Raw genomic sequence first — 12077 nt, forward strand, 5'->3', positions numbered from 1 at the left:
AATAACATGATTATATGTAAAAGTAAATAAATAAAATTAAATAATTTAGTTAAAATGTCTAAACAGTGAAAACTTTTATTTTGAAAGAAGAGGTTTTCCAAAGTACCTTGCCATAAATAAATTTTTTACAACCATATAAAAAAGGAACACAGATGTGTTCCTTGCATTTACCCGTTTACAACATATCCGCCATTGACGTGCATGATTTGGCCGCTGACGTAAGAGGAGTCTTCACTTGCTAAATAAACATAAGCTGGAGCGAGTTCATTTGGCTGGCCAGCTCGTCCAAATGGTGTATCTGCGCCGAATTGGGAAACCTTTTCGCTGTCAAATGTTGATGGAATCAGCGGAGTCCAGATTGGACCTGGCGCGACACCATTCACCCGAATGCCATCTTTTGCAAGTGATTGGGATAAGGAACGGGTGAAGGAAGTGATTGCACCTTTAGTTGATGAGTAATCAAGCAGTGTTTCATTTCCTTTATAGGCTGTGATGGAAGTTGTATTGATGATGCTGTCGCCAGCGTTTAAATGCGGCAACGCTGCTTTTGTTAAAAAGAACATAGAGAAAATATTTGTGCGGAACGTTTTCTCCAATTGGCTAGCTGTTATGTCCAGCAGACTGTCCTGTGGATGCTGCTCAGCGGCATTATTAACGAGTATATTTAATGATCCGAATGCATTAATTGTTTCTGCAACAACCTTTTGGCAGAAATCTTCTTCACCGACATCCCCTGCTAAGGTGATGCATTTAACACCTTCTGCTTCGACTAATTCCTTCGTTTTTTCAGCGTCGTCATGTTCATTTAAGTACACAACAGCAACATTAGCTCCTTCTTTTGCATAATAGATGGCAACAGAACGACCAATCCCGCTATCTCCGCCAGTTATGATTGCCGTCTTGCCTTTAAGCTTACCAGAGCCTTTATAGTTGGGGCTCACATCCGTTGGTAATGGATTCATTTCAGTTTGAATACCTGGCTGCTGATTTTGATGCTGTGGTGGAAATGTTTGGTTTTGTTGGCTGTTTGAACTCATCATAAACAACTCCTTTTTTATTTCTTTGTTTGTTGTCTATTTTTCCCTTATAGACAAGGATAAACATGGAAAATTCAGGAGATAAAAAAAGCCTGACCAAAAAAATGGTCAGGCTGTGTTTTAGCGATAGTTTACAAATTGAACGTCAATTGTAAGTTTTGCTTCTTTAACAGCTGCGATGATTTTTTGCAGATCATCGCGGCTTTTTGCTGTTACACGGATTTGGTCGTCTTGCTGCTGGCTTTTAATTTTCAAGCCGCTGTTTTTAATAAGAGTGTTGATAATTTTAGCATTGTCTCTGTCAATCCCTTGAACCAATTTCGCTCTCTGACGGACCGTGCCACCAGATGCTCCTTCGATTTTTCCGTAATCCAAGTTTTTAATAGGAATGTTGCGCTTGAACATTTTGCTGATCAGCACATCTTTTAGCTGCTCCAACTTATATTCGTCGTCGGATAGTAGAACAAGCTCTTCCTTTTCTAATGTAATATTGCTTTTGCTGCCTTTAAAGTCATAGCGTGTTTGAATTTCCTTCATTGCGATTTGTACCGCATTCGAAACCTCTGCCATATCTACTTTTGAGACAATGTCGAATGAACTTTCTTTAGACATAGAAATACCTCCTGGTTATTATGGGGCTTTCACCCATTTCCTTTTATGTCTGTATTATAGTAAAATATAGCAGTTGTAACAACTTTAGGGTACAAAACAGTTTACGATAGATATAATTCAAGGAGGACAATATAGTGTCTTTAAGAGATTACATAGGCCGAGTAGAAATATTGACGGTCGCAAGGGAAGCAACATTTGGATATTTTCTTACACTGGAAGAAGAAGGTGAAGATGTTCTGCTTCATTTTAGTGAAACAGATCAGAAATTTGAAATTGGGGATGAGGTCCGTGTATTCATTTATACGGATTCACAAGGCAGAGCGTGCTCAAGCACAAATATACCGTCCATTTCAGTTGGAGAATATGATTGGGTGAAAGTAACGGATATTAAAGAAGGGCTTGGCTGCTTTTTTGATATTGGATTGAAAAAGGACATGCTTCTTGGCGAGGATGATCTGCCTGTTCATGAAGAAGTTTGGCCGGAAGTCGGGGATTTGCTCTATATTACATTAAGGGTAGACCGCAATAATTTCCTTTATGTTAAGCCTGCGACAGATCCTGTTATTGAGAGCATTTCGACTAAGGCTACACGAAAAGACTATAATAAAAACATTCACGGCCATATTTACAGAACAGCAAAGGTTGGAAGCTGGATTTACACGGCTGAAGGCTTTAAAGGCTTTATCCATGAGTCAGAGCGTAAAGTAGAGCCGCGTCTTGGAGAAAAGGTAAATGGCCGTATCATTGATGTGAAGGAAGACGGTACAATCAATGTGTCCTTATTGCCACGAAAAGAGGAAGCACTTGATGAGGACTCAAAAACAGTGCTTGCATATCTTGAGCAAAGAAAAGGTCAGATGCCATACACAGACAAAAGTATGCCAGAGGAAATCCAAGAGAGATTTGGGATGAGCAAAGGCTCCTTCAAGAGGGCTCTTGGCAGATTGATGAAGGAAAATAAAATCTACCAAGAACATGGATGGACACACTTGAAGAAAGAAGACGAATAAAAAAGAGCAGCCATGGGGCTGCTCTTTTTCTTATAGATGATCTGTCTTTTTGCTATATTGGTGTTTGCCCAATTTGCGATTTTTCTCGCGAAGCAAATTCTTTTGCTCTAAGCGGGCGTTATTGTCTTTTGGCTTTTTATTATTATCAGAAGTATTTGGCATGTCTGTATACTCCTCCATTCATTAGCTGTTCTGTAGAACATTATTAGTATGACTGAAAGGAGAAGGGAGTATGCAGGCACAGCCTTACTGGATTGATTTGTCTTACTTGCTGTTTAGGAAGAACAATGCAATCGTTCCTGCACCAGTATGGGAGCCGACAGCGGCTCCGATAGAGGATATGTACACATCATTCGGCTGGAAACGCTCCATAATGGTATTTTTGAGTTCGGTTGCAGTCGCTAAATCATCAGCATGGCTGATTGCAATTGTCTGTGTGTTAAGACTATTTCCGCGCTCCTCCATCACATCAAGCATGCGGCGAAGCAGCTTCTTTTTACCGCGGATTTTTTCAAGCGGAACAAGCTTGCCGTCTTCCACATGAAGAAGCGGTTTGATTTGCAGCAACCCTCCGACAAAAGCAGATGCTTTAGAAACGCGGCCGCCTTTAGCTAAGTACTCTAAATCCTCCACAGTAAAGAGATGCTCCATATGTTCACAAAAAAAGCGCGCTCGAGCTTCAGCCTCTTCTTGAGTTTTGCCAAGACTGCGCTGTTTTACGCACTCTTGCACAGCAAGCCCTGCTCCAAGAGAAGCACATTTGCTGTCAATGATAGTGAGGTGGAAGTCAGGATAATTCTCTTTCACTTGCTCATAAATCATCTTAGCTGTTTGAAAGGTGCCAGAAAGCTGCGAAGAAAAGGCAACATAAATGCCGCTTTCGCCGTTTTTAGCCATTTCCGTAAAAACATCCTCAAAAAGGGATGGAGAGACCTGGGAGGTCTTTGGTACTTCACCGTTTCTAATCGCGTCATATACAGCATTCGGCTGGATTGTCTTTAAGTCTTCATACTCTTTGTTTTCCAAATTTACCTTTAATGGAAATAGAATGACATCATTATCGTCATAATAAGAAAGAGGCAGATCACAAGCACTGTCCGCTAATATTTTATATGTCATAAGCTCATCTTCTTTCTGTGTTTTTTTTCATTATATGACTTTCACTTAGTGAAAATTATGGTATATTGATTGCTGGTATGTATACATATGCATTATTTAGGTGTTGCATACTATTAGTTTATAGAATCTTATTCAAAAAAACAATGAATCCTAAAAAGCTTAGGAGCAAATATAGTACTGGGGGATTATTATGTATTGGACATTAACGAAGAAGTTAGTTGTAGTAATTGTTGGGGCTCTTTTGAACGCTGTTGCAATGAACTTTTTCTTAATACCTGCAGATGTTTATGCAAGCGGGTTTGCCGGTGTGGCACAGCTTATTTCAAGTATTACACCTATTACGACAGGAATATTGCTGTTTATTCTCAATGTGCCTATTGCCATACTAGGCTGGATTAAGGTTGGGAAATCATTTACATGCTATAGCTTTCTAAGTGTTGCATTCATGTCTTTATTTCTTGAACTTCTTCCGGTTTATTCCTATTCAGATGATATACTGCTGAATGCTGTCTTTGGCGGTGTTATTGCAGCTGTCGGTGTCGGGATTACGTTGAAAATCGGTGCATCCACAGGCGGAATGGATATTGTTGCAATGATTCTTTCGAGAATGCAGGACAAGCCTGTCGGCACATATTTTTTTACATTAAACAGCATTATCATCATAACAGCAGGGTATCTTTATGGATGGGAAAAAGCTCTGTACACCCTTGTTACACTGTACGCATCCACAAGGGTGATTGATGCGATACATACAAGGCATCAAAAATTGACAGCGATGATAGTCACAAAAAAATCCGATGAATTAAAAGTGGCAATTCATGAGAAGCTAGTAAGAGGGATTACTATGGTTCCAGCAAAAGGAGCCTTTTCCAATGAAGATAGGGATATGATGATGATAGTTGTTACACGGTATGAATTATATGACTTGGAAAAAACCATTAAAGAGGTAGACCCGCAAGCATTTACTAATATCGTGCAAACAACAGAAATATTCGGCTTCTTCAGAAAAGAATAAAGGAGGTAGTCGGTATAGTGCTTCGTGTCATAATTGCAGCAGCACTCGCTTTTAGCCTTTTTTCCTTTGGCGGTGATCGAATACATGCAGAGGGAAATAATCTGCAGTTTGAGATTTCTGCAAAACCGAATAAAGACTATGCGGAAATCAGAATGACTGTTTTAAACACTGGGGATAAAGCCGTTAAACTTGTTTTTTCCTCCTCGCAAAAATATGAATTTTCGATTAGAGCAAAGGGAGGAAAAGAAGTTTACCGTTATTCAGCAGATAAGTCCTTCCTCCAAGCACTGCAGGAGCTAAAGCTCAAATCCAATGAGTCACATACATGGGTAGAGAAATGGAATTACCGAAAAAATAACGGTGAGCTAGTACCGAGTGGCGAATATGCTGTTAAAGCAGCCTTGTTAGGAAAGAAAAACAAGGGAGAGACCATAACGGCCAAGACAACTTTAGTTGTTCCTTTCGTTACGGATATTAAGACTACCGGCCAAAAGGGAATATATACAATAGAAGGAATTGCTCATACGAAAGAGCGGTTAACATTTACAGTAGAAGATGGACATAAAGAATTATTGTCAAAGCAGCCTGTTGCCGTTACAGACGTTGGGAGTTTTAAGGTGAATGTGAAGATAAAAACAGAAGATTTGCCGGAAAATGGGACATTGCTTCTTTATTTTCAAGAAGTAAATGGAAAACAAAGCGATCCAGTAATATTGGAACGGTTTCCTTCATAATTAATAAGCTAGCCTCCATTAGTGGATGGCTAGCTTATTAGCTTAACGGGATTCTAGCTGCTCAAGCTCCTTTTGCAAATCAGACAGCTGCTCTTGTTCAGCACTCGTCGTATTGGCATAGGCGGAACTTAATGCATTTTTGGCTTTAGCAATCATCTCACTATCACTGCCACTAGACTTCGCCATTTCTACTGCTTGTCGTGCTTCTTGAAATAATCGGTTTCCCATTTAAAGTCCTCCGTGAGTAGATTCGTTCGAATTAGCCATTTTATAGCTTTCGGCCTCTGCATATGTCATATGATATGGAATACGTTGATCATGCTTAGATACTGAGTCTACACCCTGTTGTACGAAGCGTTTTGATTTATTTCGTTTTCCCATAGCAGATAATCCCTCCGCAAGTTGTTTTTTAGAGACAGCGCGATCATTTCATGGTGGAAACAGCTGCAAACTGCTTCTATAAAATAGTATTGGTCAAAGCAGCAATTAAATAGGCGGTAATGTTAACCAAAAAAAAGAGCCTGTTACCAGGCTCTTTGTATTTATCATAGTGCTTGTAAATTTAAATAATCATTTAAAAACACAGCGATGCCGTCTTCTTCGTTTGTCAATGTTATATGGTTAGCCCGTGATTTTAATTCCTGCAAGCCATTTCCCATCGCTACGCCGACTCCTGCATATTCAATCATCTCAAAGTCATTATCTTCATCACCGAAAGCAATAATATTCTTCTGCGGAATATTGTAATAATCAGAAACCTTTTGCAGTCCGACAGCTTTGCTGAGGCCTGTCCTGACAATTTCGATTATATGGTAAGGATCTCCCCAACGACGGTGGTCAATTAAATCGGCATGAACATCAGTTAAATGCTGACGTATTTTAACTACATCCTTTTCTTCGGCATGGATAAGCAAGCATGTTGGCGGTGCCTCTAAGAATTCCAACAAATTGCCTGTAGTCGTTTTCGGATTTCCTAATGAGAAGATATCAAGCAATTTATCATCATGATAATGAAAATATATATCATCGATTACTTCTGCAACGATATTATGATAGTCAAAATTATCACAAGCCTCTACAATGTCTTTCACAGTAGCGATATCTAATGGAGAATGATAAACGCCCCATTCTTGTGAGCGAGGATGGTGGATGAAAGCACCGTTAAAATTGACAATTGGTGTATCCAAATCCAATTCTTTATAGATAGCTTCACTTGCCCGATAAGGTCTTCCAGTTGCAATCATTACAATATGACCGGCTTCTTTTGCTTTTGCGATTACTTTTTTTGTTAAAGGGGAAATCGTCTTATTGTTTTTAAGTAATGTTCCATCAAGGTCTAAAGCAATTAGATGTTTTTCTGTCATAATTTCTCCTTAAAAGTTTGTTTATATTATTTATAAAAAGTTAATGGTGAGTCACCATCAGCTTTTTAAGTAGCAATATTTAGTAAATAGAAAGACTTCGTGATAAACTTAATAATGCTAAGTCTTAGTTTATACATATCGTTGATGATTGGAATATATGCATTTATTGTAATGCTCAAATGTTAAGAATCAATAAAGAACTTGTATAGCTAACCATAAAAGCTTGCTAGCTTGCTTTTAATTATATGTTAACGCAATAAAAAAGGATTTTCAAAAAAATATAAGCAAAGGAAGGCATATAAATGATTATTATCGAAAAAATAAAAATTAATGACGTACCAATCCTGCATATTGTCGCAAAAGAAAGTTATGATCAGCCCCTTCCTTTTATCCAATTTATACATGGCTTTACGAGTGCAAAGGAGCATAATCTCCATTTTGCTTATAACCTAGCAGAAAAAGGATTTCGAATTGTTCTGCCTGATGCCCTTTATCATGGCGAAAGAGAGGCAAATCTGTCAGGAATGCAGCTGAATATGCAGTTTTGGGATATTGTGCTGCAAACAATCGAAGACATTGAGCATGTTAAGCATTATTTTGAAGCAAAAGGACTTATACAAGAAGATAAAATTGGTCTTGTTGGAACAAGCATGGGCGGAATTGTTACATTAGGTGCCTTAAGCCGCTATCCATGGATTAATACTGCTGTTTGTCTGATGGGGATGCCGTATTATGAGAAGTTCGCAAATTACACGATTCAGGAAGTAAAGAAACGGGGTTATGAGCTTCCACTTTCTGAAGAGGAAATTGATAGGCTTTTGAAAAGGCTTGGAGAACTTGATTTAAGCAAACAGCCTGAAAAGCTGGAAAACAGACCGTTGCTGTTCTGGCATGGAAAGAAGGATGAAACGGTGCCATATATGTATTCCCGCCAGTTTTATGAAACAATTCTTCCATTATATGAAGAAACACCAGAGAAACTATCTTATATTACGGAAGAACATACAGGCCATAAGGTGAGCAGAAAGGCGATGCTGAGAACGATTGAATGGTTTGAGGAGTTCCTGCAAAATCAGGCCTCCTTGTAAAAAACGGTTATTTTAGCTCTAGATTATGCGAATTCTTTTTCTCTATAGTTAATCTCTGTTATGATAAGATAGAAGTATGTAAGAAGGAAATAAGATCCAATAGATGGGGTCTGTTATATAAAGAAGTATAAAGGAGTGGGTGTAAAATGGAAGAAGCATTAAAAGATAATATTATGGGTGCATTAGAGCTTGTAATCGACCCAGAATTAGGTGTGGATATTGTTAATCTTGGTCTAGTATATGACCTTGACTTGAATGAATCAGGGGTGCTCACAGTAACGATGACACTTACAGCAATGGGATGTCCGCTTGCAGGAGTAATTGTTGATCAAGTTAAAGCAGCATTGACAGACATACCTGAAGTAAAGGAAACTGAAGTAAACATTGTCTGGACGCCAGCATGGACGAAAGACAGAATGTCAAGATATGCAAAAATCGCATTAGGCGTGCAATAAGAATGTCGTAAGGGAGAGATGTCTCCCTTATTTTATTATATTTTTTTGGAATATTCGGCGAATATAATAATCCGGAGGTGACTGTCATCAAATGAAGGATTTGCTTAATAGGCCGCTCAGAGATTTGAGAATAAGTGTGATTGACCGTTGTAATTTGCGCTGCAGTTATTGCATGCCTGCAGAAATATTTGGGAAGGATTATGCCTTTCTGCCGCAAGGAGAACTGCTTTCATTCACTGAGCTGGAGCGGTTGGCCAAGACTTTTGTGTCACTTGGTGTGGAGAAAATCCGCCTGACTGGAGGGGAGCCTTTGCTTCGGAAGGATCTCCACTTGTTCATCGAAAAACTCATGCAGATTGACGGACTCAAGGATATTGCTTTAACGACAAATGGAATTTTTTTGCCGCGGCATGCTAAAGCACTTAAAGAGGCGGGCTTACAACGTGTTAATATCAGCCTAGACAGTTTGAATGATGAGCTGTTTGGGAGTATTAATGGCAGAAATGTTGGTACCAATCCTGTTAAAAAGGGGATTGAAGCAGCTAAAGGAGCCGGGCTTGGAGTTAAGATCAATATGGTCGTCAAAAAGGGACTGAATGAGTCAGAAATTATTCCGATGGCGAAGTTTTGCCGAGAAGAGGAGATTGAGCTGCGTTTCATTGAATATATGGATGTTGGCAGCACGAATGGCTGGAAATGGGATGAAGTTGTTTCAAAAAAGGAAATCATAGATATATTAAAAACAGAGTTTGAATTAATAGAAGCAGAGCCTGATTATTATGGGGAAGTGGCAAAAAAGTATTTATATAAAGGAAGCAGTACATATGTCGGATTCATTACTTCTGTGACAGAATCTTTTTGTTCAAGCTGCACAAGATCACGGATATCAGCAGACGGAAAATTATATACTTGCCTGTTTAATGGTAATGGTCATGACTTAAAATCCTTCATAAGAAACGGCGCTGCAGATGAGGAACTGCTGAATTATATTAAAAGTATATGGCAAGCAAGAGCAGACAGATATTCTGATTTGCGAACAGCTGAGGCAAAGGGAAGCAACAGTAAGATAGAAATGTCCTATATTGGCGGTTAGAGAAGAGGGAAATGAGATGGTGGAAAGAAGAACTCCGATAGCGGTGGAGGAAGCAGTAAAGAAAGTAATGGATTGTAAGCTGGCGGGGAAAACGGAATATGTTTCGATCTTTGACAGCAGTGACCGATTTCTGGCAGAAGACATAAAGGCCGACCACGATATTCCAAGGTTTGATAGAAGCGCATATGATGGATATGCATTTCTATCAAAGGCTAGTGCTTGCTGTACAGAGGAAAATCCACTCATCTTGGAAGTAATCGACGAAATTGGTGCAGGGTATGTATGCAAAAAAAACATCGGCAAGAACGAGGCTGTCAGAATCATGACAGGAGCAATGCTGCCTAAGGATTGTGATGCTGTTGTCATGCTGGAGGATGTGGCTGAATCTTCAGTTGACGGCAAACCGTATATTACTGTTACTAAGCAAGTGCAAATGGGGGAAAACATCTCTTATAAAGGGGAGGATGTACAAGAGGGCGAAGTCCTTGTACAAAAAGGAACGAAAATTAACCCTGGTATTGTTGCTCTGTTGGCAACATTCGGCTATGAGCAAGTACCTGTTGCGAAAAAACCAAAAATCGGCGTTTTCGCAACAGGAAGTGAACTGCTTGAGGTTAATGAACCTTTAGAGGAGGGCAAAATCAGGAACAGCAATGCTTATATGGTAATGGCACAAATTAAGCAGGCTGGAGCTGAAGCTGTATATTTTGGGAAGCTTGCAGATATATTGGAAGATAGCTATGAAGCTATTAAAGAGAGCTTAAATGCTGTCGATATTCTAGTGACAACGGGAGGCGTTTCTGTCGGTGATTTTGATCTGCTGCCCGTTATTTATCAGAAATTAGGAGCAGAAGTGCTTTTTAACAAGATTGCCATGCGCCCAGGCAGTGTGACTACAGTGGCAAGCCTTGATGGCAAGCTTCTGTTTGGCCTTTCTGGAAATCCATCTGCATGTTTCGTCGGCTTTGAGCTTTTTGCCCGGCCAATTGTCAGAACGATGCTGTTTGCAGAAAAACCGCATTTGCCAACTGCGACTGCCATACTGACAGCGGATTTCCTGACTTCCAATGCGTTCACAAGATTTATTAGAAGCAGAACCTTCCTGGATGAAGATGTATTATATACTGGACCAAGCGGGACAGATAAGTCCAATATTGTCAGCAGCCTTAGCCATGCTAATGCGTTGACTGTCCTGCCAGGAGGACAAACTGGCTACAAGGCCGGAGATCGTGTGCAAGTGATAATGTTAGAAGGAAATGTTAATTGATAAATAACGTTAAAACACCTGTTCTTTTTAAGAATAGGTGTTTTTCTTTTTTTATGTAAAAAGAAAGGGCAAGACAACACCATGGCACATATCATTAGTAAAGAAAATAGAAAATTAATTCTTTTTTGAAAAACGGTTGATTTTATAATGCTAAGTTTTTATAATAAGAGAATCGAATATTAATATTTATAAATAAAAATGATTAAATATACAGAGTTTCCTGTAGAAGGAGGAAATGATGAAAGCTGCAATTATCGGCACAACTGGATATGGCGGAGCTGAATTGATGAGGGTTTTAGCTAATCACCCTGAATTTTCTATTCACTCTGTCCATACAACAAGGGATGAAGTCCCTGTATGGAATGAATATCCCCATTTATATGGCATCGTTGAAAATAAATTAGAAAAAGTAGATTCCTCTCTTATTGCAGAGAATTGTGATGTTGTCTTTTTTGCTACGCCGTCTGGTGTATCAAGCAAACTTATTAGTGATTTTGCAGATAAACCAATCAAGATCGTTGATTTATCTGGTGACATGCGTCTTCGAAATTTAGATGATTATCAGAACTGGTATAAAAAACAGCCGGCTTCTAGTGAAGTGGTCAGCAAGTTTGTCTATGGTTTGTCTGAGTGGAATAAAGAAAAAATCGCAAAGGCAGATTGGTTATCTAATCCGGGTTGTTATCCGACTGCAACATTGCTTGGGTTAGCACCTGTTATTAAAGAAAATCTTGTTAAGCCGGACAGCATCATAATTGATGCGAAATCAGGAATCTCTGGTGCAGGCAGGACACCGTCTAGGGGGACTATGCTTGCAGAAATGAATGAAAATTTAAAGATATATAAAGTGAATGAACATCAGCATATTCCTGAAATAGAGCAGCAGCTGACAGACTGGAATGACTCTATCCGTCCTGTTACTTTTTCGACACATTTGCTTCCTGTAAACAGAGGAATTATGGCGACTATTTATGCTTCTCTAAAGGAAGAAAATACAGCAGAGCAAATACATGAACTGTTTATGGAGGCATATAAAGACAAACCTTTCGTGCGGGTGAGGCCAATAGGTAATTATCCTTCCATTAAAGAGGTTAATGGTTCCAACTATTGCGATATCGGCATTCATCTTGATGAAAGAACTAAAAGACTAACTATTATATCAGTAATTGACAATTTAATGAAAGGCGCTGCAGGGCAAGCAGTACAAAACGCGAACATTATGTTCGGCTTGGATGAATGTACGGGCTTGAATTTTGTGCCGATGTATCCATAAGGAGGAGTAT

The 12077-nt window shown here is 39.2% G+C and carries 15 protein-coding genes; 8 read left to right on the plus strand and 7 right to left on the minus strand.

What is annotated here, in order from left to right; genetic code table 11:
* Positions 1–167: 167 nt before the first annotated feature.
* Positions 168–1037: an SDR family oxidoreductase gene (locus tag M3600_RS07990; RefSeq protein WP_233316804.1), complete on the minus strand. Its 870-nt coding sequence runs from the start codon at positions 1035–1037 to the stop codon at positions 168–170.
* Between the two features lie 120 nt (positions 1038–1157).
* Positions 1158–1649: a YajQ family cyclic di-GMP-binding protein gene (locus M3600_RS07995; RefSeq protein WP_233316683.1), complete on the minus strand. Its 492-nt coding sequence runs from the start codon at positions 1647–1649 to the stop codon at positions 1158–1160.
* A 134-nt stretch (positions 1650–1783) separates the two neighbouring features.
* On the opposite strand from M3600_RS07995, the gene M3600_RS08000 reads away from it, so the two are divergent.
* A complete protein-coding gene (locus M3600_RS08000) occupies positions 1784–2659 on the plus strand; it encodes a CvfB family protein (RefSeq protein WP_233316684.1) in 876 nt (291 codons plus the stop codon).
* Positions 2660–2689: 30 nt separating this feature from the next.
* Here M3600_RS08000 and M3600_RS08005 read toward each other — a convergent pair whose 3' ends face one another.
* Together M3600_RS08005 and M3600_RS08010 are read right to left on the minus strand one after the other, a co-directional pair.
* Positions 2690–2821: a DUF3941 domain-containing protein gene (locus tag M3600_RS08005; protein ID WP_233316685.1), complete on the minus strand. Its 132-nt coding sequence runs from the start codon at positions 2819–2821 to the stop codon at positions 2690–2692.
* Between the two features lie 102 nt (positions 2822–2923).
* Entirely contained in the window at positions 2924–3778 is an 855-nt protein-coding gene (locus M3600_RS08010; protein ID WP_251645299.1) for a DegV family protein, read from the minus strand.
* Between the two features lie 190 nt (positions 3779–3968).
* Between M3600_RS08010 and M3600_RS08015 the strand changes: the two genes are divergently transcribed.
* Both M3600_RS08015 and M3600_RS08020 read left to right on the plus strand, forming a co-directional pair.
* A complete protein-coding gene (locus tag M3600_RS08015) occupies positions 3969–4793 on the plus strand; it encodes a YitT family protein (RefSeq protein WP_233316687.1) in 825 nt (274 codons plus the stop codon).
* A gap of 17 nt (positions 4794–4810) precedes the next feature.
* On the plus strand, positions 4811–5527 hold the full coding sequence (locus M3600_RS08020; RefSeq protein ID WP_251645309.1) for a BsuPI-related putative proteinase inhibitor: 717 nt from the start codon (positions 4811–4813) through the stop codon (positions 5525–5527).
* 42 nt (positions 5528–5569) lie between these two features.
* Here the strand turns inward: M3600_RS08020 and M3600_RS08025 are convergent, their stop codons facing one another.
* The 3 genes from M3600_RS08025 to M3600_RS08035 form a co-directional block, all read right to left on the minus strand.
* Positions 5570–5755, minus strand: coding sequence for a DUF3813 domain-containing protein (locus tag M3600_RS08025; protein ID WP_233316689.1), 186 nt, complete (start codon positions 5753–5755; stop codon positions 5570–5572).
* A complete protein-coding gene (locus M3600_RS08030) occupies positions 5756–5908 on the minus strand; it encodes a hypothetical protein (protein ID WP_233316690.1) in 153 nt (50 codons plus the stop codon).
* Between the two features lie 164 nt (positions 5909–6072).
* Complete coding sequence (locus M3600_RS08035; protein WP_285854747.1) at positions 6073–6891, minus strand: Cof-type HAD-IIB family hydrolase; 819 nt, start codon at positions 6889–6891, stop codon at positions 6073–6075.
* Positions 6892–7193: 302 nt separating this feature from the next.
* On the opposite strand from M3600_RS08035, the gene M3600_RS08040 reads away from it, so the two are divergent.
* The 5 genes from M3600_RS08040 (at position 7194) to argC (ending at position 12067) form a co-directional block, all read left to right on the plus strand.
* The gene (locus M3600_RS08040) at positions 7194–7979 is read left to right on the plus strand and encodes an alpha/beta fold hydrolase (protein ID WP_233316691.1); all 786 of its coding nucleotides are present in this window, start codon (positions 7194–7196) and stop codon (positions 7977–7979) included.
* Between the two features lie 146 nt (positions 7980–8125).
* Positions 8126–8434, plus strand: coding sequence for a metal-sulfur cluster assembly factor (locus M3600_RS08045; RefSeq protein WP_233316692.1), 309 nt, complete (start codon positions 8126–8128; stop codon positions 8432–8434).
* Positions 8435–8525: 91 nt separating this feature from the next.
* Entirely contained in the window at positions 8526–9527 is a 1002-nt protein-coding gene (gene moaA, locus M3600_RS08050; protein WP_237940929.1) for a GTP 3',8-cyclase MoaA, read from the plus strand.
* A gap of 16 nt (positions 9528–9543) precedes the next feature.
* Positions 9544–10794: a molybdopterin molybdotransferase MoeA gene (locus tag M3600_RS08055; protein ID WP_233316694.1), complete on the plus strand. Its 1251-nt coding sequence runs from the start codon at positions 9544–9546 to the stop codon at positions 10792–10794.
* 238 nt (positions 10795–11032) lie between these two features.
* Positions 11033–12067 carry an N-acetyl-gamma-glutamyl-phosphate reductase gene (gene argC, locus M3600_RS08060; RefSeq protein WP_233316806.1) on the plus strand — a complete coding sequence of 345 codons (1035 nt, stop codon included), beginning with the start codon at positions 11033–11035 and terminating at the stop codon, positions 12065–12067.
* Positions 12068–12077: the final 10 nt, after the last annotated feature.

The sequence above is a fragment of the Niallia sp. MER 6 genome (assembly GCF_023714395.1).
In the GTDB taxonomy this organism is placed as follows: Bacteria; Bacillota; Bacilli; order Bacillales; family Cytobacillaceae; genus Niallia.